The organism is Streptomyces sp. NPDC059787 (assembly GCF_042732315.1).
GTDB lineage: Bacteria > Actinomycetota > Actinomycetes > Streptomycetales > Streptomycetaceae > Streptomyces > Streptomyces atrovirens.
In genome coordinates, this window is the sequence record NZ_JBHWHX010000002.1 from 178478 (window position 1) to 199815 (window position 21338).

Annotated in this window: 20 protein-coding genes and 3 tRNA genes; 12 read left to right on the forward strand and 11 right to left on the reverse strand. The window is 69.6% G+C overall.

The window, feature by feature from the left end; all coding sequences use genetic code 11:
- Positions 1 to 96 precede the first annotated feature (96 nt).
- A tRNA-Ile gene (locus tag ACFV5H_RS02785) sits at positions 97 to 173 on the forward strand.
- A gap of 308 nt (positions 174 to 481) precedes the next feature.
- Here ACFV5H_RS02785 and ACFV5H_RS02790 read toward each other — a convergent pair.
- Positions 482 to 850 carry a DUF6344 domain-containing protein gene (locus ACFV5H_RS02790; RefSeq protein WP_385056259.1) on the reverse strand — a complete coding sequence of 123 codons (369 nt, stop codon included), beginning with the start codon at positions 848 to 850 and terminating at the stop codon, positions 482 to 484.
- 339 nt (positions 851 to 1189) lie between these two features.
- Here ACFV5H_RS02790 and ACFV5H_RS02795 point away from each other — a divergent pair, with 339 nt between their 5' ends.
- Both ACFV5H_RS02795 and ACFV5H_RS02800 read left to right on the forward strand, forming a co-directional pair.
- The gene (locus ACFV5H_RS02795; RefSeq protein ID WP_003999697.1) at positions 1190 to 1318 is read left to right on the forward strand and encodes a DLW-39 family protein; all 129 of its coding nucleotides are present in this window, start codon (positions 1190 to 1192) and stop codon (positions 1316 to 1318) included.
- A 97-nt stretch (positions 1319 to 1415) separates the two neighbouring features.
- Positions 1416 to 2798 carry a hypothetical protein gene (locus ACFV5H_RS02800; protein ID WP_385056256.1) on the forward strand — a complete coding sequence of 461 codons (1383 nt, stop codon included), beginning with the start codon at positions 1416 to 1418 and terminating at the stop codon, positions 2796 to 2798.
- 26 nt (positions 2799 to 2824) lie between these two features.
- Here the strand turns inward: ACFV5H_RS02800 and ACFV5H_RS02805 are convergent, their stop codons facing one another.
- A complete protein-coding gene (locus ACFV5H_RS02805; RefSeq protein ID WP_385192399.1) occupies positions 2825 to 4375 on the reverse strand; it encodes a protein kinase in 1551 nt (516 codons plus the stop codon).
- An 87-nt stretch (positions 4376 to 4462) separates the two neighbouring features.
- On the reverse strand, positions 4463 to 5011 hold the full coding sequence (locus tag ACFV5H_RS02810) for a DNA-binding protein (RefSeq protein ID WP_030857021.1): 549 nt from the start codon (positions 5009 to 5011) through the stop codon (positions 4463 to 4465).
- Positions 5012 to 5193: 182 nt separating this feature from the next.
- Between ACFV5H_RS02810 and ACFV5H_RS02815 the strand changes: the two genes are divergently transcribed.
- Positions 5194 to 5266: transfer RNA gene (locus tag ACFV5H_RS02815), tRNA-Ala, on the forward strand.
- A 124-nt stretch (positions 5267 to 5390) separates the two neighbouring features.
- On the opposite strand, the gene ACFV5H_RS02820 is transcribed toward ACFV5H_RS02815, so the two are convergent.
- Positions 5391 to 6095, reverse strand: a complete 705-nt coding sequence (locus ACFV5H_RS02820; protein ID WP_385192401.1) for a DUF5324 family protein — start codon at positions 6093 to 6095, stop codon at positions 5391 to 5393.
- A gap of 339 nt (positions 6096 to 6434) precedes the next feature.
- Here ACFV5H_RS02820 and ACFV5H_RS02825 point away from each other — a divergent pair, with 339 nt between their 5' ends.
- Both ACFV5H_RS02825 and ACFV5H_RS02830 read left to right on the forward strand, forming a co-directional pair.
- Positions 6435 to 6971: a peptidylprolyl isomerase gene (locus tag ACFV5H_RS02825; RefSeq protein ID WP_385051185.1), complete on the forward strand. Its 537-nt coding sequence runs from the start codon at positions 6435 to 6437 to the stop codon at positions 6969 to 6971.
- Positions 6972 to 7074: 103 nt separating this feature from the next.
- Positions 7075 to 7962, forward strand: a complete 888-nt coding sequence (locus ACFV5H_RS02830) for a rhomboid family intramembrane serine protease (protein WP_385192403.1) — start codon at positions 7075 to 7077, stop codon at positions 7960 to 7962.
- Between the two features lie 279 nt (positions 7963 to 8241).
- On the opposite strand, the gene crgA is transcribed toward ACFV5H_RS02830, so the two are convergent.
- Entirely contained in the window at positions 8242 to 8496 is a 255-nt protein-coding gene (crgA, locus tag ACFV5H_RS02835) for a cell division protein CrgA (RefSeq protein ID WP_030857015.1), read from the reverse strand.
- A gap of 141 nt (positions 8497 to 8637) precedes the next feature.
- On the opposite strand from crgA, the gene ACFV5H_RS02840 reads away from it, so the two are divergent.
- From ACFV5H_RS02840 to ACFV5H_RS02860, 5 genes are all read left to right on the forward strand, one after another.
- Positions 8638 to 9417 carry a DUF881 domain-containing protein gene (locus ACFV5H_RS02840; protein WP_385192406.1) on the forward strand — a complete coding sequence of 260 codons (780 nt, stop codon included), beginning with the start codon at positions 8638 to 8640 and terminating at the stop codon, positions 9415 to 9417.
- A 197-nt stretch (positions 9418 to 9614) separates the two neighbouring features.
- Positions 9615 to 9776, forward strand: coding sequence for a hypothetical protein (locus tag ACFV5H_RS02845; RefSeq protein ID WP_175449228.1), 162 nt, complete (start codon positions 9615 to 9617; stop codon positions 9774 to 9776).
- Entirely contained in the window at positions 9773 to 10447 is a 675-nt protein-coding gene (locus ACFV5H_RS02850) for an aminodeoxychorismate/anthranilate synthase component II (RefSeq protein ID WP_385051179.1), read from the forward strand. The genes ACFV5H_RS02845 and ACFV5H_RS02850 overlap by 4 nt, the downstream gene beginning before the upstream one ends.
- Complete coding sequence (locus ACFV5H_RS02855) at positions 10444 to 11571, forward strand: class E sortase (RefSeq protein ID WP_385192409.1); 1128 nt, start codon at positions 10444 to 10446, stop codon at positions 11569 to 11571. Before ACFV5H_RS02850 ends, ACFV5H_RS02855 begins: the two co-directional genes overlap by 4 nt.
- 13 nt (positions 11572 to 11584) lie before the next feature.
- Entirely contained in the window at positions 11585 to 12349 is a 765-nt protein-coding gene (locus ACFV5H_RS02860; protein ID WP_385051176.1) for a class E sortase, read from the forward strand.
- An 87-nt stretch (positions 12350 to 12436) separates the two neighbouring features.
- On the opposite strand, the gene pknB is transcribed toward ACFV5H_RS02860, so the two are convergent.
- The 6 genes from pknB to ACFV5H_RS02890 form a co-directional block, all read right to left on the reverse strand.
- Positions 12437 to 14440 carry a Stk1 family PASTA domain-containing Ser/Thr kinase gene (gene pknB / locus ACFV5H_RS02865; protein ID WP_385192411.1) on the reverse strand — a complete coding sequence of 668 codons (2004 nt, stop codon included), beginning with the start codon at positions 14438 to 14440 and terminating at the stop codon, positions 12437 to 12439.
- A 168-nt stretch (positions 14441 to 14608) separates the two neighbouring features.
- Positions 14609 to 16075, reverse strand: a complete 1467-nt coding sequence (locus tag ACFV5H_RS02870; RefSeq protein ID WP_385051172.1) for a peptidoglycan D,D-transpeptidase FtsI family protein — start codon at positions 16073 to 16075, stop codon at positions 14609 to 14611.
- Positions 16072 to 17520 (reverse strand): FtsW/RodA/SpoVE family cell cycle protein, encoded by a 1449-nt coding sequence (locus ACFV5H_RS02875; RefSeq protein ID WP_385051170.1) that lies wholly within the window; start codon positions 17518 to 17520, stop codon positions 16072 to 16074. The genes ACFV5H_RS02870 and ACFV5H_RS02875 overlap by 4 nt, the downstream gene beginning before the upstream one ends.
- A 27-nt stretch (positions 17521 to 17547) precedes the next feature.
- Entirely contained in the window at positions 17548 to 19089 is a 1542-nt protein-coding gene (locus ACFV5H_RS02880) for a Stp1/IreP family PP2C-type Ser/Thr phosphatase (protein ID WP_385051169.1), read from the reverse strand.
- 141 nt (positions 19090 to 19230) lie between these two features.
- On the reverse strand, positions 19231 to 19743 hold the full coding sequence (locus ACFV5H_RS02885) for an FHA domain-containing protein (protein WP_073933299.1): 513 nt from the start codon (positions 19741 to 19743) through the stop codon (positions 19231 to 19233).
- Between the two features lie 10 nt (positions 19744 to 19753).
- Positions 19754 to 20614 carry an FhaA domain-containing protein gene (locus ACFV5H_RS02890; RefSeq protein WP_385192414.1) on the reverse strand — a complete coding sequence of 287 codons (861 nt, stop codon included), beginning with the start codon at positions 20612 to 20614 and terminating at the stop codon, positions 19754 to 19756.
- Positions 20615 to 21128: 514 nt separating this feature from the next.
- Here ACFV5H_RS02890 and ACFV5H_RS02895 point away from each other — a divergent pair.
- Positions 21129 to 21212: transfer RNA gene (locus tag ACFV5H_RS02895), tRNA-Leu, on the forward strand.
- Positions 21213 to 21338 lie beyond the last annotated feature (126 nt).

The following is a 21338-nucleotide window of genomic DNA, read 5'->3' on the forward strand; positions in this document are numbered from 1 at the left end:
GTTCCGAGGGTCCCGCGACAACCGATTTTGGGACTGCCCCGGTCGTGCGCTAATCTTCAGGAGTCAGCGCGCGGAACACACACCGCAGAGCGCGGCGGGGCTATAGCTCAGTTGGTTAGAGCGCATCCCTGATAAGGATGAGGCCACAGGTTCAAATCCTGTTAGCCCCACCAGCGACAAGAACCCCAGCCGGTACCGGCTGGGGTTCTTGTCTTTCACGGGCCGCATCAGCCGGTGAGCGGCACCCGGGGCCCCGCCCGGAGGGACGAGCCCCGGACGACGGCCTTGAAGCGGTCGCAGTGGCCGGCATCCGTCCCCTGCCGTGGACAGCGAACGTGGACGGGTGGACGGCGAAGAAGACCCCGGTCGGATGTCGACCGGGGTCTTCTGGTGTCGGCTCGGGCCGTGGTGCTGTACGCGAGTTCGCCAGGACTCGGGGAAGCGGCGACGGCGCGAGGAGGGGGCGGTGGAGGCCCCGTGATCAGCGCTGGAGGGGGATGCGGCCGGTGGCGGGCTCCGTGCGGGTGGACGTCGTGTCGTCGGAGCAGTCCGCGGGGTCGGACTCCGCCGTCGTGTCCGAGACCGGACGGTGCCGGCAACTGGGAGACTTGCCGTGGGCCTCGGCGTGGATGCGCTGTTTCATCGTGGGGGGCAGGGCCTTGGCCAGTGACCAGGACCGCAGGGGCGTCGTCGGCGCCGACATGTTCGGGGTGCTGTCGCTGTTGCGCGTCTTGTCGGTCTGCGGTACGGCCGCGGAAGCGGTCGTGGTGATGAGTCCGAGCGCCGTGCACAGTGCGAGGAACGCGGTGACGACGGCGTTCCACAGCTTCATGACCTTGTTCCGGGCCATGGCCCCTCACTTTCGGGTTGGGCGATTTGCGTACTTTCCTCATGATGTGTATGGGGCTCGCGAAATGATGGACCGACGCCCGTGGCGCGTGGATGTTCAGATGAACACCACACGGATGGGTGCATAAGCGGAGAAAAGATAGGGAGACGGCGGAGAAGCCGCCAAAGTGACCGTCCGTGCGGATGTGATCACCCTCCGGCCGGATCGCCGTACTCCGCTTCTACTGCGCCGTGCGGGAGGGCAGTTGGAGAGGCCGACGCAGGTCACCGATCGGTATCGACCGGTGTGTATAGTCGGGCGCCAGAGGTCCCCTACGTCAAGGAAAGACGAGGTCGCGCGGTGAAGAAGCTTCTCCTGGTCGCACTGGCCGCCATCGGCGGGCTCCTCGTGTACCGCCAGATCCAGGCGGATCGCGCCGAGCAGGATCTGTGGACGGAGGCGACTGACTCCGTGCCCACGGGTTCGTGAGTACCGACATCCGACGCTGAACAGACCCCGGCCGCCCACGCGGTCGGGGTTTTGTGTGTGCCGGGGACTTGTCGGAGGGCCTCGTCCGCGGGGCAGGATGGGCGCGGTGCGACGTCCGGGCGACGACGAGGGGTGGCGAGTGAGGGGACGGCGGGGTAGGGCCCGGGCCGGGCACGGCGGGCCCTCGGCCGGCGTACGCGCGGGCGTGGTGACGCTCGTGTCCGTGACGGTGCTGGGACTGGCCGGTGTGCTGCCGGGGCGGGTGGCCGTCGCGGACGAGGCCGCCGAAGACGTCGGGGCCTATGCCTTCGCCGAGGACGCGCGGAGGATCGACGGCACCACGAGCACCGCGGACGCCGTGGAGCTGGAGCCCGGCCGCACCTACCGGAGCACTCTCCCGGCGAGCGGCGCGGTCTACTACCGGCTCGAACTCGACGCCACCACGAGCACCTACGCCTCCGCCACCGCCGTACCCCCGGCCGGCCGCACCGCCTCCGTCATCGACGGGGTCAAGGTGTCCGTGCAGGACGGCGAGGGCCGCTCCTGCGACGTGGACACGGCGAGCTTCGGCACCGCCGGCAGCCGGCATCCGGTCGCCGCGTGGGCCATGCGGGAGATCTCTCCCAGGAGATCACTCTGCCAGGAGGCCGGTACGTACTACCTGAGCGTCGAACGCGTCGACCCGGACGGGGAGGGCTCCTCCCCCGGCCCCTGGGAGATGGAGCTCACCGCGGTGGCGGAGCCCCCTCTGAAGCGGACCGGTGCGACGAGCGCGCCGAGGGAGTGGAACTCCGCCCCGCCCCGGCCCCTCACCGGGAAGCCCGAACGGCGCCCCGGAGGCGCGGGCTTCACCCGGGCCGCCCCCGTCGGCCAGGGAGTCTGGCGGGACGACATCCGCCCCGGCCAGACACTCTTCTACAAGGTCCCCGTCGACTGGGGCCGGCAGCTCTACGCCACCGCCGAACTGGGCGGTTCGAGCAAGGGCGTCAGCGGCTACACCGCCGCCGCGCTGGACCTGGACCTCTACAACCCCGTACGCGGTCACGTCGTGGACGTGGGCGTCGGCTACGACGGCGGCCGGAAGGCGGAGAGCCTCGCGCCCCTCCCGCCGGTCGAGTACGCCAATCGGCACGCCGCCGGACGCCAGGTCGGGGCGATGCGGTTCGCCGGCTCCTACTACCTCGTCGCACACCTCTCGGCCGCGGTGGCGGACGGCTTCGGCGACGGGCCCGTCCCGCTGACGCTGCGGGTGCGGCTGAGCGGTGCGGCACAGGACGGGCCCGGATACGCGGGGGAGTCCGTGCCGCCGGACGTCTTCACGGTCACGGGGGAGGACCGGGAGGCGGCGGCCGAGGGCGAGGACGCGGGCGACGACTCCGCCTTCCGGGCGCTCGCGGTGGGCGGCATCGGCACGGGCACCGCGCTACTGGCAGGGCTCGGTGTGTGGACGCTGGCGGCCCGGCGGAGGGCCGTGCCGTAGACCGTGGACGGCCCGGACGGCGGCGGTCAGACGTGCGTGAGGGCCCAGAACCCCACGGCGTAGCAGGCCAGGGCCAGGAGCAGCAGGGGAACGACCGCCTTTGCCGGGGGGCCGGGGCGGCGGCTGCGTCGGCGATGGGTCCGGGGGGCGGTGGGCCCGCGCTGTGACAGCGTCTCGCCCACAGGCGGGGTCTGCGGGGCCTGGGCGGTGTACTCCGCGGTGGAGGCGTCGGGACGCGGGGCCGGCCGTTGCAGGGGAGCGCGCAGCTGATGAGTGGGGTCGTGGGGGGACACGGAGGGGACGGCGCCGGCTGGCCGGTGCCGCACCGGTACCTGGGGGGCCTGCTCGGGGGGCGGCGGAGCGGTCACGGGGGAGGAGGTGACCGTGGACCGGGGTGGCGGCAGGGGGAAGCTCCCGGTGTCCGACATGCCGGGCGGGTGCGGGGAGGCGCCGGACGCGGTGCCCGGACGTGGATCGGTGGGTACGGCGCCTCCGCCTCCGTCCGGGCCCGCACCGAGCGCCCCTGAGCCGGTTCCGGCGTGTGTGCCGACGCCCGCCGCCGTGGCCGGCCGGACGGTCCCGGGGCCGGTCGTGCCGCCGGAGGCGTCCGCACCGCCCGTGTCCCGGCCGGATCCGGAACCGGGCGAGGAGTCCCGTTCCTCCTCCGGGGCCGTACGCACCACGCCCGAAGCCCGCTTCAGCGGGCCGTCCGCGGCGAACCCCGGGGGCAGGGGACCCAGTTGGTCGAAGATCTCGATCAGTTCGTCGTCGGCGCCGGGCTCCGGAAGGAGCTCCGCGGCGGCCGCGAGCGCCTTCCGCGTTCCTGTGGCCGTACGGAACCGCGCCTGTGGATCCGGCTGGAGCAGCGAGGCCACCACCTGCCACAGCGGCTCGGGGATGCCCTGGGGCGCGCCGGGCGTCCCGTGGTCGGCGAAGTACTGGATGAGGGCCTTGGCGTCCGGCTTGGCGCCCTCCAGCAGATACAGCGCCACCAGGCCCACGGCGAACAGGTCGGCGGGGAAGTCCGGCTCGGAGCCCATCAGCTGCTCCGGCGCGAGATAACCCGGAGTGCCCACCACCAGGTTGGTCTCGGTCAGCCGGGGCTCGCCCAGCCGCATCGCGATGCCGAAGTCCGACAGCCGCAGCCGCGGCCTGCCCGTGCCGGTGGCCTCCAGGAGCACGTTGGCGGGCTTGACGTCACGGTGCACGACGTCCTCCGCGTGCACCGCGGCGAGCCCCGCCAGTAACTGGTCGAGCAGGGTGCAGACGAAGGCCGGCGGCAGCGGACCGTAGTCACCGACCAGGTGGACCAGCGAACCGCCGGTGACCAGGTCCATGGTGAACAGGACCTTGTCGTCGTCGGCGGCCCAGCTCGTGGGCGCCAGGACATGGGGATGGTCGATCCGCAGCGCCTGCTCGCGCACGAAGCGGAGCAGGGAGTGGGCGTCGCTCTGCAGCAGGACCTTGGCGGCCACATAACGGCGGCGGCGGTGGTCCCAGGCGCGCCAGACGGCACCGACACCCCCGCGCCCGATCGGATCGACCAGTTCGTACCGGCCGGCGAAGACCTCACCCATCGCTGTGCGTCGCCCCTCCCCTGCGGTGTCCCCCCGTCTTCCGCGCGTCCCCGGCAGCCGAACCCCCTTCGGCCGCCGGGCGGGGAATCAGTTCTGGTGGGACTGGTAGTGCGTGACCGCGTCGGAGGTGCGGCCCGCGCCGTAGACCCGGAGGAACTCTGCCAGTTCGGGGTGCGTGGGGGCGAGGGTGTCGGCGGCCTCGATGATGTCACCGGCGGCGGCCACCGAACGCAGCAGGGACTGGATCTCACGGACCACCCGCTTGACCGTGGGCGCCCCCGAACCGCTCGTCGTCTGTGTGGTGTTGCTGAGCACCGAACCCCCCTGTGACCTCTTGATCTCGTCCATGCGCTCGGTCGCCTCGGCCGCGCTCACACTGCCGTCGGCGACCTGCCCCGCCAGGTCCTGCAGCAGTTGCACCCGCTGCACCACGGCGGGATTTCCGATCTTCGCCCGCTGGCCGCTCATCAGCTGCGACAGCATCGGCGCGGACAGTCCCAGAACCCCCGCGAGGCGAGCCTGGTTGAGGCCCAGGTCGTCTATGAGCCTACGGAAGAGCGCCCCCAGCGGCTCCCCGTACCAGTTCCGCTGCAGTTCCCGCGCTCTTGCGGTGGCTTCCTGCTGTGCGGCGTCCATTGCGTCTCCCCATCGCTTCCCCAAGAACCGTGGTTCGCTGTAGCGAACCACGTCCGAGCATCTTACGGAGAGTGGTTGGTCACGGGGACCCCCAATCTTTTTGCGGAATCCCCGGGGGTACCCGGTACTCTGGTCCCAGGCGCCCACCGGGATGCGGTTCTCGCAGGTGGACGCTTTCCTCCGGGGCCTTAGCTCAGTTGGTAGAGCGCTGTCTTTGCATGGCAGATGTCAGGGGTTCGACTCCCCTAGGCTCCACACTCGGACCCCTCCCGCCTGCGGAAACGCGGTGGGAGGGGTCCCTTGTTTCACGTGAAACGGCGCGGTGGGGCAGGAGACATCCAAGTCTCCCGCCCCACCGCGCCGTTGACGCCGCCGCGCGTCAGGTCTGGTCGTCGCGCCGGGCGGCCTCCTCCTCGGCCTCCTTGGCCTCGACCTCCGGGTCGAGCGTGGCCCCGCTGCTGCCGTCCACCGACGTCAGCTTGGCCGACCCCGACGGCACGTCCGTCGCGGCCGGCGGTTCCACCAGCCAGTCCGGGTTGGCCTGCTTGTCCCACCACTTCCAGGCGGCGAAGGCACCGCCCGCCACGGCGCCCAGGACCAGGACCACCCTCGCGGCACGGCCGGCCTTCGCCCGCCGCCGCTGCTTGCGGACCAGCTTCTGGATCTGCCGCGCCGGAACCTGGCCGCGCAGCGCGACCAGTGCGGCCGCACCACGGGCCGCGGCCTCTTCCGTCACGGGTCCGGCGACGGCCACCGCCTGCTCGATCCTCGGACGGGAGTAGTCCGCCGCCTGCCGGGCGACCTTGCGGGTGCGGTCGGCGGCCTGGTGAGCGGCCAGGTCGATCTTCGGCGGCACATGCGTCCGGGCCTGCTCCAGATACGGCTGCACATGGGCGCCGTACTGGACGCGGGCCTGGCCTGCGGCCTGCGTCACCATGGGCGCGAGCCGTACGCGGGCCTCCTGCGCGTAGTGCGCGGCCCTGACCTTGGCCGTGTCGGCGTAGGGCGCCACCGCTTCCGCGGCGTGCAGCACGCTGTCCTTCGCCGAACCGGTCGCGGCGCGCACGCTGTCGATGCGGGTCACGGGTTCCTCCTCCTCGGTGGCGTACGGTATTTCGACTTTCCACCCTTTTACGGATCATGCCTGCCGGGTCACCGCGCGGCATGCGCGGACGGGCATCCGGGTGCCGGTGAACTTGATCGATGGTGATATCGGCTGCGATAGCGGATGAATACGGGGCAACGGGAGCTTGTCGTCGACAATGCCACGGATCGCCGTCATGCGCCCCCGGCGCGGGACCACTCACCCGGTTCCGGGCAAGCGGAACGGCCCGGTTCCCCACCTGTGAACGGGCGCCGGGCGACTGCGCGCCCCGTCCGTGCGAGGATCAGGGAGTCACGGAAAGACAACGGAAGGCACATCGTGGCTGAGCAGCTCAACGCCACCCTCAAGACCAACCACGGCGACATCCAGGTCCGGCTCTTCCCGAACCAGGCGCCGATCACGGTCAAGAACTTCGTCGAGCTCGCCAAGGGCGAGCGGGAGTGGACCCACCCGCAGACCGGTGCGAAGACCACGGACAAGCTCTATGACGGTACGGTCTTCCACCGGGTGATCAGCGGCTTCATGATCCAGGGCGGAGACCCGCTGGGCAACGGCACCGGTGGTCCCGGCTACCAGTTCGAGGACGAGTTCCACCCGGACCTGCGCTTCGACAAGCCCTACCTGCTGGCGATGGCCAACGCCGGGCCGGGCACCAACGGCTCGCAGTTCTTCATCACCGTCGCCCCGACGGCCTGGCTGAACCGCAAGCACACCATCTTCGGCGAGGTCGCCGACGCCGCCAGCCAGAAGGTCGTCGACGCCATCGCGTCCGCGCAGACCAACCCGCGCACCGACCGCCCGGTGAACGACGTCGTGATCGAGTCGGTCGTGATCGGCGAGATCAGCAAGGGCTGACACCTCCTCCCCGGAGCGCGAAAGCCCCCGAAGGGAACCAATCGCCCCGCTCATCCGTAAGGATGGGCGGGGCGGGGCTTTTCCACACGACCTAGGGGATCCCATGGACGACCAGGCAGCCGGCACTCCGCAGGGCGCCCAGCGTGTCCCCGTCTGCTATCGCCACCCGGACCGCGAGACCGGCATCCGCTGCACCCGGTGCGAGCGGCCGATCTGCCCGGAGTGCATGGTCGACGCCTCGGTCGGGTTCCAGTGCCCGGAGTGTGTCCGCAAGGGCTCGGGTACGGGACACGCGCCTTCGGCCTCCATGCCCCGCACGATCGCCGGTGGATCCGTCGCCGCCGATCCCCGGCTGCTCACCAAGATCCTGGTCGGGATCAATCTGGCGGTGTTCATCGCCGTACAGGTCCGGCCGTCTCTGCTGCGCGACCTGTATCTCATCGGCGTCTGGCCGCCGGCGCCGTTCATGCCGGCCCAAGGCGTGGCCGACGGCGAGTGGTACCGCCTGGTCACCTCGATGTTCACGCACGAGGAGATCTGGCACATCGGCTTCAACATGCTCAGCCTGTGGTGGCTCGGCGGGCCGCTGGAGCAGGCCCTCGGTCGCGCCCGTTACCTCGCGCTCTATCTGGTTTCCGGGCTGGCGGGCAGCGCGCTGACCTATCTGCTGGCCTCGGGGACCACGGCCTCGCTGGGTGCGTCCGGCGCGATCTTCGGGCTGTTCGGCGCGACCGCCGTACTGATGCGCCGGCTCAACTACGACATGCGCCCGATCATCGCCCTGCTGGTGATCAACCTGATCTTCACCTTCGGCTGGAGCAGCATCGCCTGGCAGGCCCATATCGGAGGCCTGGTCGCCGGTGTCGTGATCGGGTACGCCATGGTGCACGCCCCGCGCGAGCGGCGGGCGCTGGTGCAGTACGGCACGTGTGCGCTGGTACTGACCGTGGTCGTCCTGATGACCCTGCTGAGGACGGCGCAGCTTACCTGAGCACCGAGTTTGTCCACAGTCGGTGGCGGATCTTGTGCACAGGGTGCCCGGAAGGCTGTGCGCTGGGTGATCGACCAGTGTTTCCGCAGCTCAAGCGGTGTGCGAACAGATTTTCGGTTACCGGTATTTCTGTCACACCGGCGTCAATGCCCCGAAAGTTATCCACAGATCGGGTCTCCTATCCACATGTGGACAAGGGTTGTGGATAACTCAGAGGACAACCCTGCCCAGAGCTGATGGACAGCCCTGGGCAGAGGAGCGCTCACCGTGCGGCGAGCGTTACTTCCACTGAGTGGAGACGCCGAACCCGGCGGCGATGAACCCGAAGCCCACCACGATGTTCCAGTTGCCCAGGGCGTCGATGGGCAGCGAGCCGTCGGTGACGTAGAAGACGACGATCCAGGCCAGGCCGATGAGGAACATGGCCAGCATCACCGGCGCGACCCAGGCACGGTTGGTCAGCTTGAGCGCGGTCGTCTGCTTCGCCGGCGGCGGCGTGTAGTCGGCCTTCTTGCGGATACGTGACTTCGGCACGAGGGTCTCTCCTGTCGATGCGCTGCGTGGCCGCGCAGGGAACTGGGTCGGGCTCGGGGCAGCGTACAAGGGGACTCCGAGCACTCCCCCGGGCGTCCGTTAGCGTAGTGCTTCCACGGCGCCGAAGGAGATAAGGGTACGTTGAGCAATTCTGCCGACTTTCCCGGGAAGGAATCCAGCCCTGCCCGCCGACGCCGTCTCCGACCCGTGCGGATCCTCACCGCGGGCGTCTTCGCTCTGGCGGGACTCATCTTCTTCACCAGCTTCGACACGGCCAAGGGCACCAACATCCGCACGGACGCCTCGCTGCTGAAGCTCTCCGACCTGATCCACGAGCGCAGCCGCAAGAACGGCGAGCTGGAGGAGTCCAACGGTGCGTTGCGCGACGACGTGGAGTCCCTCGCCGAGCGTGACGACGGCAGCACCAAGGCGGAGGACGACAAGCTCGCCGCCCTGGAGAAGCGCGCCGGCACGCAGAAGCTCAAGGGTGAGGCGATCACGGTCACCCTCGACGACGCGCCGCCGGACGCCACCGCCAAGCTCCCCGGCTATCCCGAGCCGCAGCCCGACTACCTGGTCATCCACCAGCAGGACCTCCAGGCCGTGGTGAACGCGATGTGGCAGGGCGGCGCCGAGGGCATCAAGGTCATGGACCAGCGACTGATCTCCACCAGTGCCGTGCGCTGTGTGGGCAACACCCTGATCCTCCAGGGCCGCGTCTACTCACCGCCGTACAAGATCACGGCAGTCGGTGATCCCGAGAAGCTGAAGAAGGCGCTCAGCGCCGCGCCGGCGATCCAGAACTACATGGTGTACGTCAACGTCTACGGGCTCGGCTGGCAGGTCGAGGACAACGGGCCGACGACCCTGCCCGGCTACTCGGGCACGGTGGACCTGCACTACGCGGAGCCCGTGGAGTAGCGGCCCGTCCGGGTTTCACGTGAAACATGCCCGGACATCGAGGCGATCGGCCCTGAACCACGTATGCGTGGGTGCACACGGCCGTACCGGTCCCGACCTCACACAGCCTGTGGAGGCCGGGAAACCGGAGGGGGCACGCCGTTAGTCTGTTGGCGTACGGCGTGGGTCTGGTGCCGTGGTACGACGGAAGGGACGGCATGTACAGCTGGATCTGGCGGCATCTGCCGGGCAACGGATGGGTGCGGGCACTCATCTCACTGGTGCTGATCACCGCCGTGGTCTACGTCCTCTTCCAGTACGTCTTCCCGTGGGCCGAGCCGCTGCTGCCCTTCAACGATGTGACGGTGGACAACCAGTGAGCGCGCGCATTCTCGTCGTCGACAACTACGACAGCTTCGTCTTCAACCTGGTCCAGTACCTCTACCAACTGGGCGCCGAGTGCGAGGTCCTGCGCAACGACGAGGTGTCGACGGCGTACGTCCGTGGGGGCACCTCCCGCTCGAGCGGAGCCGAGAGCGGGGGAGGTTTCGACGGGGTGCTGCTGTCGCCGGGCCCCGGCACTCCCGAGGAGGCCGGCGTCTGCGTGGACATGGTCCGGCACTGCGCGTCCACCGGGGTGCCGGTCTTCGGCGTCTGCCTCGGCATGCAGTCGATGCAGGTGGCGTACGGCGGTGTCGTGGGCCGTGCGCCCGAGCTGCTGCACGGCAAGACGTCGCCGGTGGAGCACCAGGGCAAGGGCGTCTTCGCGGGCCTGCCCTCCCCGTTCACGGCGACCCGCTACCACTCGCTGGCCGCCGAACCGGCCACGGTGCCGGCGGAGCTGGAGGTCACGGCCAGGACGCCGGACGGCATGGTGATGGGGCTGAGGCACCGTGAACTCCCGGTCGAGGGCGTGCAGTTCCATCCCGAGTCGGTGCTGACCGAACACGGTCACCGGATGCTGGCCAACTGGCTGGTGGAGTGCGGCGACGAGGGCGCGGTGGCGAGGTCGGCGGGGCTCGCTCCGGTGGTGGGCAGGGCCACGGCGTGACCGCGCTGCGCCCCGAGCGCGAGTCCGGCGCCGACGCCTACGGCGGCGCCGGCGAACAGGACACCTCGTACGGCGGACAGCCGTACGGGGCGCCGGGTGCGTACGGGGACGGCTGGTACGGCGACACGGCGTCCGACCCCTATGGCGGCGCTGCCGAGAGCACCGCGTATCTGCCGCCGGTCGACGAGGAGACGGTGGCGCTGAGGATCCCCGAGCCGCCGGAGCGGACGGCGCGTGAGGAGTCCGCGTCGGCTCCCTTAGCGGCACCGGGCGGGCGTGCGGCCCGCAGGAAGGCCGCCAGGAAGCGCCACGGGCGCCGTGGAGGCTCTCACAAGGCCACGGAGGGCCCTGGCACCGAAGCGGGCCGGGAAGCCGCGTCAGAGGCGCCTGAGGAGGCGTCACGGGCTCCGCTGTCGCGGGTGGAGGCGCGTCGGCAGGCACGGGCGAGCAAGGCGAGTCCGGCGGTCGTCGCGAGCCGGGCGATCGGCGAGGTGTTCATCACCTGCGGTGTGCTCATGCTGCTGTTCGTCACCTACCAGTTGTGGTGGACGAACGTGCGGGCGCACGCGCAGGCCGGCAAGGAGGTCAGCGACCTCCAGAACGACTGGGCCAGCGGCGAGCGCAAGCCGGGGGCGTTCGAGCCGGGGCAGGGCTTCGCGCTGCTGCACATCCCCAAACTGGACGTGGTGGTGCCGATCGCGGAGGGCATCAGCAGCAAGAAGGTGCTCGACCGCGGCATGGTGGGGCACTACGCGGAGGGCGCGCTGAAGACGGCGATGCCGGACGCGAAGACCGGCAACTTCGGGCTCGCGGGCCACCGCAACACGCACGGGGAACCGTTCCGCTACATCAACCGGCTGGAGCCGGGCGACCCGATCGTGGTGGAGACGCAGGACGAGTACTTCGTCTACAAGATGGCGTCGGTCCTGCCGGTGACGTCGCCGAGCAACGTGAGCGTCCTCGAACCGGTGCCGAAGGGATCGGGCTTCACCGGGCCCGGCCGCTACATCACGCTGACCACGTGCACACCGGAGTTCACCAGCAAGTACCGCTTGATCGTCTGGGGCAAGATGGTCGAGGAACGGCCGCGCAGCAAGGGCAAGCCGGATGCGCTCGTCAGTTAAGGGCAGAGGGAACGTGGCAGCGACCGCCGACGACACCGAAGAACACGCCGACGCGCCCGCGTCCCCGCCGCCACCGGAGCGCCGCCTGGGGCCGGTGGCGATGGTGGTCAGCTTCTTCGGGGAACTCCTCATCACCGTGGGCCTGGTGCTCGGCCTGTTCGTCGTCTACTCGCTGTGGTGGACGAACGTCGTCGCCGACCGCGCGGCGGACAAGCAGGCGGACAAGGTCCGCGACTCCTGGTCCCAGGGATCCGACGACGACGGTGGCAGCGGTGAACCCGCCTCCTACGACAGCAAGAACGGCATCGGCTTCCTGCACGTGCCCGCGATGAGCGGTGACGAGATCCTCGTCGAGAAGGGCACGTCGATGAAGGTCCTCAACGACGGCGTCGCCGGCTACTACACCGACCCCGTGAAGGCGACCCTGCCGACCTCCGGGAAGAAGGGCAACTTCACGCTCGCCGCCCACCGGGACGGGCACGGCGCGAAGTTCCACGGCATCCACAGGATCGAGAAGGGCGACCCGATCGTCTTCGAGACGAAGGACACCTGGTACGTCTACAAGACCTACGCGATCCTCCCCGAGACCTCGAAGTACAACGTCGACGTCCTCGGGAAGATCCCGAAGGAGTCCGGCAGGAAGAAGGCCGGCCACTACATCACGCTGACCACCTGCACGCCGGTGTACACCAGCAAGTACCGGTACATCGTCTGGGGCGAACTGGTCCGCACGGAGAAGGTGGACGAGGAGCGGACCCCTCCGGAGGAACTGCGCTGACCCCGCGCGGGGCGACCCGCGCAGCAAGGAGCCCCGGCCCTCTCCGAAGAGGGCCGGGGCTCCTGTCGTACGGGGTGCTACGACGCGTCAGTCGTCCTCGCGGCCGCCGGTGAGGCCGCCGAAGATGCCGCCGTTGTTGCCTCCGTTGTTGCCCTGCTGACCGCCGATGGCGACCAAGGTGACCTTGTCGCCCTTCTTGACCTGCTGGCCTTCCCGCGGGTTGCTGTCAAGCACTATGGCGTTGTCGTCGCCCCCGCCCTGGACCTTCTCGAACTGCAGGCCCGCTCCGGCGAGAACCTGCTTGGCCTGAGCGACCGTCATCTGGGTGACCTTCGGCATGGCGAACGCCTCGTTCTGCGGTGCCTTGGCGATCTTGATGTTGACCGTACTGCCGCGGTCGATGTCCGTACCCGGGGCGAAGCTCTGCTCGAAGACGGTGCCCTCGGCCTGGGCCGTGGACTCCTCCTCCGTCTGAGTTCCGAGTACCAGACCCTTTGCCTCCAGCAGCACCTTGGCATCAGCAGGGCTCTTGCCCAGGAGGCTGGGCACGGTCACCTGGGCCGTCTCCTTGGCGACGGTGAGCGTGACCGTGGAGCCCTTCTCCTTCGAGGTGCCGCCCGCGGGGTTCTGGGAGAGCACCGTGTCGGGTGTCTGAGTGGACTCCTCGGTCTGCTGCTCGACCTCGAATCCCTTCTCCTTCAGGGCTTCTTCCGCGTCGTCGAAGGTGAGGCCCTCGACATCCGGAACCTCGACCTTCGGCGCCCCGGTGGACACCGTCAGGTTGACGGTGGAGTCCTTCTCGACCTTCGTACCCGCGGCGGGATCCTGCTCGCAGATCTTGCCCTTGCTCTGGTCCTCGCAGGGCTCTTCCTTGAAGGTGAGTTTCAAGTCGCCGTTGACGGCCAGCTGTTCGGCGTCCTCTTTGGTCTCGCCGACGAAGTTCGGGGTCGCGACCGTGTCGTTGCCCACGCCGCCGCCACCGCCGATGGCCCAGCGGCCGATCAGGATCGCGCCGATGAGGACCAGGACACCCGCCACGACCAGCAATATCGTCGAGGTGTTGTTCTTCTTCGGCTGGCGTCGGCGGCTCTGGCGGTCGTCGTAGCCGTAGCCGCCGTCGTCCGGGTTCATGGGCGGCAGCATCGAGGTCGCCGCCGCGGCGCCGGCGTCCTGGCGCAGGGCCGTCGTCGGCTGGTCGTCGGGGTAGCCGCCGTAGCCGACCGCACCCAGGGCGGCGGTCGCCGCGACGGGCTGGCCGTCGAGGCAGGCCTCGATGTCGGCGCGCATCTCGTCGGCCGACTGGTACCGGTAGTCGGGGTCCTTGACCAGCGCCTTCAGCACGATCGCGTCCATCTCGGGCGTGATCTCGGGGTCGAAGACGCTCGGCGGCTGCGGTTCCTCCCGTACGTGCTGGTAGGCGACCGCGACCGGGGAGTCGCCCACGAAGGGCGGCCGGACGGTCAGCAGCTCGTACAGCAGGCAGCCGGTGGAGTACAGGTCGGAACGCGCGTCGACCTGTTCGCCCTTGGCCTGCTCCGGCGAGAGGTACTGCGCGGTGCCGATGACGGCCGAGGTCTGCGTCATCGTCATGCCGGAGTCGCCCATCGCACGGGCGATGCCGAAGTCCATGACCTTGACCTGGCCGTTGCGCGTCAGCATGACGTTGGCCGGCTTGATGTCGCGGTGGACGATGCCGGCCCGGTGGGAGTACTCCAGGGCCTGGAGGATGCCGATGGTCATCTCCAGCGTCCGCTCCGGCAGCAGCTTGCGGCCGCTGTGCAGGAGCTCACGGAGCGTGGAGCCGTCGACGTACTCCATGACGATGTACGGGATGGAGACCCCGTCGATGTAGTCCTCGCCCGTGTCGTAGACCGCGACGATCGCGGGATGGTTGAGCGAGGCGGCCGACTGGGCCTCCCGGCGGAACCGGGCCTGGAAGGACGGGTCGCGTGCGAGATCCGCGCGCAGCGTCTTCACCGCCACCTGGCGTCCGAGCCTGGTGTCATGCGCGTGGTAAACCTCCGCCATGCCACCACGGCCGAGCACCGGGCCCAGCTCGTACCGGCCGCCGAGGCGACGCGGCTCTTCCATAGCTACTACCAGCCCTCTCCGTCGGTCCCGGGCGGCACACGCGTGCCGCCGGAGGCTGCCGTCCGGGCCTACCGTACCCGGCTCTTTTTGTGTGACCTGGCCAAGTGCGTCAGCCGATATGGGACCGGTACCGCAACGTGCACCGATGTGAAGCAGACGTGACGGGGGTCACTGCTTGCCCTTGAGGACCGCCTCCATGACGGCCTTGGCGATCGGTGCGGCCAGGCCACCGCCGGTGATGTCGGCACCGGTCGCGTCACTGTCCTCGACGACGACGGCGACGGCGACCGGGGAACCCCCATCGGTCTTGGCGTACGAGATGAACCAGGCGTAGGGCTTGCCGCTGTTGTTGACGCCGCGCTCGGCGGTACCGGTCTTGCCGCCGACGGTGACGCCGTCGATCTTGGCGTTGCCTCCGGTACCGTCCTCGACGACGGTCTCCATCATCTCCTGGATCTTCTGCGCGTTCTCCGAGGAGAGGGGCTGGGACAGCTCCTGCGGTTCGGTCGTCTCGATGGTGTCCAGGTTCGCGGCCTTGAGCTGGTCGACCATGTACGGCTTCATCAGCTTGCCGTCGTTGGCGATGGCCGCGGTGACCATGGCCATCTGGAGCGGGGTGGCGCGGTTGGAGGCCTGTCCGATGCCGGCCATGGCGTTCTGCGACCGGTTGTCCTCGGGGAAGATGCTCTCGGCGGCGCGGACGGGGGTGTCGAGCTCGGGGTTGTTGAAGCCGAACTTCTCCGCGTACTCGATCATCTTCTCGTTGCCGACCTCGTGGCTCAGCTTGCCGAAGACGCTGTTGCAGGAGTACTGGAGGGCCACGCGCAGGGTGGCGTTCTCACAGGGGATGTTCCCGTGGTTGGGCAGGGGCGTGGTGGTGTCCGGCATGATCCACGGCTCCGGAGTGTCGGTCTTGGTGTCGACGTCGTCGACCAAGCCCTCCTCCAGCGCCGCCGCGGCGGTGACCACCTTGAAGGTGGAGCCCGGCGAGTAGGTCTCGCGCAGTGCCCGGTTCAGCATCGGGTCGTCGGGGTTGTTCGCCTTCTGGACTTCCTGCCAGGCCTTGGCGTCCTCGTCGGAGGTCCCGGCGAACTTCGACGGGTCGTACGACGGCGTGGAGGCCAGTGCGAGGATCTTGCCGGTCGTCGGGTCGATCGCGGCGACGGCGCCCTTCTTGTCGCCGAGACCCTTGTACGCGGCCTTCTGCGCGGCGGCGTCGAGGGTGGTGACGACGCTTCCGCCTTCCTTCGGCTTGCCCGTGATCATGTCGAGGGTGTTGCGGAAGAAGAGCCGGTCGTCGTTGCCGGTGAGGATGCCGTCCTCCAGCTTCTCCAGCTGGTTGGCGCCGAAGGCCTGCGAGGAGTAGCCGGTGACCGGCGCCCACATGGCACCGTCGGTCCAGGTGCGCTTGAACTTGTAGTCGCCGCTCTTGGACTCGACGGACCCGGTGATGGCCTTGCCGTCGACGATGATGTTGCCGCGCGGGGTGGCGTAGCGCTCGATGTTGACGCGGCGGTTCTTGTCGTCGGAGGCCAGCTTGTCGGCCTGGGCGTACTGCAGCCAGTTGCCCCGGACGAGCAGGGCGAGGATGAGCAGGCCGCAGAAGATCGCGACCCGGCGCAGGGGCTTGTTCACGGGCGGACCACCTGGGTCATCTCGGCGTCGGGGTTGGTGGCGGGGGCGGGCGCCGGGCGCCGGGCGGTGTCGCTGATCCTGAGCAGGATGCCGATCAGTGCCCAGTTGGCGATGACGGAGGAACCGCCGTACGCGAGGAAGGGCATCGTCATACCGGTCAGCGGGATCAGGCCCATGACGCCGCCGGCCACGACGAAGACCTGGAGCGCGAAGGCGCCGGACAGGCCGATGGCGAGCAGCTTGCCGAACGGGTCGCGGGCGGCGAGGGAGGTGCGTACGCCGCGCTCCACGATCAGCGCGTAGAGCAGGATCAGCGCCATGACGCCGGCCAGGCCGATCTCCTCGCCGAAGGTGGCGAGGATGAAGTCGGAGTTGGCGGCGAAGCCGATGAGGTCGGAGTGGCCCTGGCCCCAGCCGCTGCCGAGGGTGCCGCCGGAGCCGAAGGCCCACAGGGCCTGCATGGCCTGCTCGGAGTGGACGATGCCGTCCTGGACCCCGGCGCGGCTGAGCTCGAACTCGTGCATCGGGTCGAGCCAGGCCTGCACGCGGGTCTGGATGTGCGACTCGAAGCTCGCCACGCCGACGGCACCGACCGCGGACATCAGCAGGCCGAACACGATCCAGCTGGTCCGCTCGGTGGCGACGTACAGCATGATCACGAACATGCCGAAGAACAGCAGCGAGGTGCCGAGGTCGGTCTCGAAGACCAGGATCAGGATGGAGATGATCCAGACGACGATGATCGGGCCGAGGTCACGGCCGCGGGGCAGGTAGAGCCCCATGAAGCGGCGGCTGGCGAGGGCCAGGGCGTCGCGCTTGACCATGAGGTAGCCCGCGAAGAAGACCGCGAGGACGATCTTGGCGAACTCGCCGGGCTGGAGGGTGCCGAGACCGGGGATCTTGATCCAGATCTTGGCGCCGTAGACGTTGTGGCCGAGGCCCGGGACCAGCGGCAGGAGCAGCAGGATCAGCGCGCCGGCCATGGAGATGTAGGTGTAGCGCTGCAGGACGCGGTGGTCCTTGAGGAAGAACAGTACGGCCACGAACAGGGCGACGCCGAGCGCGGAGTACAGCAGCTGGCGCGGTGCCGCCTCGACGAACGTGCTGCTCGCCTGCAGTCGCTTCGACTGGTCCAGGCGCCAGATGGCGACCAGGCCGATGCCGTTCAGCAGGGTGGCCAGTGGCAGCAGCAGCGGGTCCGCGTACGGCGCGAACTTCCTTACGGCGAGATGGCCGACGCCCGCCAGCAGGCCGAGGCCCAGGCCGTAGCTCAGCAGCCCGGCGGGCACCTCGTCGTTGAGGGCCAGACCCACGTTGGCGTAGGCGAAGACCGGGATGACGACGGCGAACACCAGGAGCGCCAGCTCGGTGTTGCGGCGGCTGGGCGCTCCGATCGCGCCGATCGTGGACGTGTGCTGCGTCGACGGGTTGGTAGTACTGCTCATCGTGTGACAGGGCCTCTCACGGCTTGCCTACTGCTTACCGCACAGGGAGACGACCTTCTGCTCCTCCTCCGAGAGGCTGGGGCCGGGGCTGGAAGTGGGTGCGGTCGTGGACGGGGGCGTGGACTGCTCCGGGGCCTTCGCCGAACCCGAGGGGTTCGGTGTCGGCGAGGCCTTGGACGTGAAGGAGGCGGGTGTGGTTCCCGTGGTGCCTCCGGCCTCGCCCTCGCCGGTCTTCGCGTTCTTCTCGCTCTCGGCGGAACGCCGCTCGGCCTGCTTCTTGCACGCGGAGGCCTGTACCGACAGTTCCTCGATCTTCGCGCGGGCGCCGTAGAGGTCGCCTTCGGCGATGGTCGCCTCGACCAGCTTCCGCTGGTAGGGCGGCAGGTACTTGAGTTCGATCTCGGGGTGGTCCTTCTCGATCTCCGAGAGGGAGACCCAGGCCAGGTCCTGGCTGATGCCCTGGTACAGGGCGACGTGTTCGCCGTTGGTGCCGACGTAGTACTGCGTCTGGGTCCAGCGCCAGCCGCCGTACAGGCCGCCGCCGAGGACGGCGAGCGCGAGCAGGCTGTAGACGGACCGCTTGAGCCACCGGCGGTTCTTGCCGGGCTTGACGAAGTCGTCGTCGCCGTAGGCGAAGCCGTCGGTGGGGATGAAACCGGTGATGTCGCCGCTGCCGGGCGGGCCGAACTCGCCCCCGCCGCCCTCTCCGCGCCGCCTGCCGAGACCGGAGGCACGGCCGGCGGGGGTCTGCATGATGCCGTTGTCGGAGAGCTGGTTCTGGTTCTCGGCTACGGCGCCGACCACGACCGGGGTGTCGGAGAGCTGCCCGGCGAGGGTGTCGCCGGTGTCGAGGTCCAGGACGTCGGCGACGATCACGGTGATGTTGTCGGGACCGCCGCCGCGCAGGGCCAGCTCGATCAGGTTCTGGACGGTCTCCTCGGGGCCCTGGTAGCTGGCCAGGGCCTCCTCGAGGGTCTGGTGGGAGACCACGCCGGACAGGCCGTCGGAGCAGATCAGGTACCGGTCGCCGGCCCGGACCTCGCGGATGGACAGGTCGGGTTCGACGTGCTCGCCGCTGCCGAGGGCCCGCATCAGCAGGGAGCGCTGCGGGTGGGTGGTGGCCTCCTCCTCGGTGATCCGGCCCTCGTCGACCAGACGCTGCACCCAGGTGTGGTCCTGGGTGATCTGGGTGAGGACGCCGTCACGCAGGAGGTAGGCGCGGGAGTCGCCGACGTGCACCATGCCGAGGCGCTGACCGGTCCACAGCAGGGCGGTCAGGGTGGTGCCCATGCCCTCGAGCTGGGGGTCCTCCTCGACCATCATGCGCAGCTGGTCGTTGGCCCGCTGGACGGCGGTGCCGAGCGAGGTGAGCACGTCGGAACCGGGGACGTCGTCGTCGAGGGCGACGATGGTGGAGATCGCCTCGGAGGAGGCGACCTCGCCGGCGGCGGCGCCGCCCATGCCGTCGGCGATGGCGAGCAGGCGCGGACCGGCGTAACCGGAGTCCTCGTTGCCTTCCCGGATCATGCCCTTGTGCGATCCGGCGGCGAAGCGCAGAGACAGACTCATGCGCACCTCGCCCGTCGGCTCCGGGTACAGCCGGTCGTGTCGAGCCACACTGCCCACCCTCCGGTCGGGAGCGCGCCGGGACCCTGGTCGGGGACCCCCACTGCGTGCTCGCTCCGCTCGCGCTCATTCATTGGTGTAGCACTACTTCCGCAGCTCGATGACGGTCTTGCCGATGCGGATCGGTGCGCCCAGCGAAATCGGTGTGGGGGTCGTCAGCCGGGTCCGGTCCAGGTAGGTGCCGTTGGTGGAGCCCAGGTCCTCGACGATCCACTGACCGTCGCGGTCCGGGTAGATCCTGGCATGGCGGCTGGAGGCGTAGTCGTCGTCCAGCACGATCGTGCTGTCGTGCGCCCGGCCCAGGGTGATGGTCTGGCCCTGGAGGGCGACGGTGGTACCGGTGAGGGTGCCTTCCGTCACGACCAGCTTGGTGGGGGTGTTCCGGCCACGGCGGCCACCGCCGCCGGACTGCTGGCGCTGCTGCGGAGGCGCCTGGCGGGCGGCCTGCTGCGGTCGGCCGGCGTCCCGCCGTGATCCGCGCTGGGTGACGCGAGTGCCGAACAGGTCACTCCGGATGACCTGCACGGCCACGATCACGAACAGCCACAGTACGGCCAGGAACCCCAGCCGCATGACCGTGAGGGTCAGCTCTGACATTGCCCCCGCTTCACCCTTCGGCTTGCCTATAGATAACGGTGGTGCTGCCCACGACGATCCGCGAGCCGTCGCGGAGCGTAGCGCGGGTGGTGTGCTGCCCGTCCACCACGATGCCGTTGGTGGATCCGAGATCCTGGATCGTCGAGGGCGTTCCGGTCCGGATCTCGCAGTGCCGGCGGGAGACGCCGGGGTCGTCGATCCGTACGTCGGCTTCGGTGCTGCGGCCCATCACGAGGGTGGCGCGGGAGATCTGGTGGCGGGTGCCGTTGATCTCGATCCAGTAGCGGGTGCGTCCGCCGGCCGCGGGGGCGGCGGGGGGCCGCTGGCCGCCCGCGGGCTGCGGGTAGCCGTAACCGCCACCGCCGGGCCTGCCGCCGGGCGGCGGCGCGGCCGGCATGGGCGGTGCGCCCGCGGGGCCGGCCGACGGGTGGCCGTAGCCGCCGGGGCGGCCGGTCGGCGGTGCGCCGCCGGGAGCGCCGGGGGCCTGGCCGGCGGAGGAGGAGGCGAGCGTGCGGCTGCGGACCCGGTACAGGCCGGTGTCGAGGTCGTCCGCCTTCTCCAGGTGCACCTTGACGGGGCCCATGAAGGTGTAGCGCTGCTGCTTGGCGTAGTCGCGCACCATGCCGGCGAGTTCGTCGCCGAGCTGGCCGGAGTACGGGCTGAGCCGCTCGAAGTCCGGGGTGCTCAGTTCGACGATGAAGTCGTTGGGTACGACGGTGCGGTCGCGGTTCCAGATGGTGGCGTTGTTGTCGCACTCCCGCTGGAGCGCTCCCGCGATCTCCACGGGCTGCACCTCGGACTTGAACACCTTGGCGAAGGTGCCGTTGACCAGACCTTCGAGACGCTGCTCGAACTTCTTCAGGACTCCCATGGGGCACCTCCTCCGTAGCTGCCGTCCTGTGTACTGCCCGGCGCACTGTTTCGTGCACCGCCTACCTGGTACTGCTTACTGATCGTATCCACGCGCCGGTCGATCGGCTGGTTCCCCCTGTCGGCCCGGTCGACGGGTGTCGACGCCTGACGAAGTTCCCTCCGGAGCCCCTCTTCGAACTCCTTCGGCCGTGCTCGTACGCGTCGTTCTGCCATGGATCGTAGAGGGGGCTGCAGACCAGTGTCCCGCACCCGGCTGTGGACTCCACCCGGCTCATGGACAGACGGGGACTACCGGTACGAGGTTGATACGTGAATCAGTCGGCGTCGCGACATCGGGAGCCGCGGGGAGGCCGGCCGGGGCGGTGCGGGCTCGTCGGGGCCGGTGGGGCGGCGGAGGCGGTGGGAGCGGTCACGGGGAAAGGGATGTGAATCCATCCCGACCAGCGTGCTAATGTTCTGGGTGTCGGAAGGCGCAAGGCCCCAAGGGGCAGGGCCCGGAAGACACACCCAATGCGCGGGTGGCGGAATAGGCAGACGCGCTGGATTCAGGTTCCAGTGCCCGCAAGGGCGTGGGGGTTCAACTCCCCCCTCGCGCACACCGTCGAAACGGGCGGCATCCATCGGATGCCGCCCGTTTCGCGTGCTCGGAGCGGGTGCGGCGGCGGAATGACGTGTGAGGAACATCTCATGATCCTTTTCGTCGTGGAGCGGTGTGCCGCCCA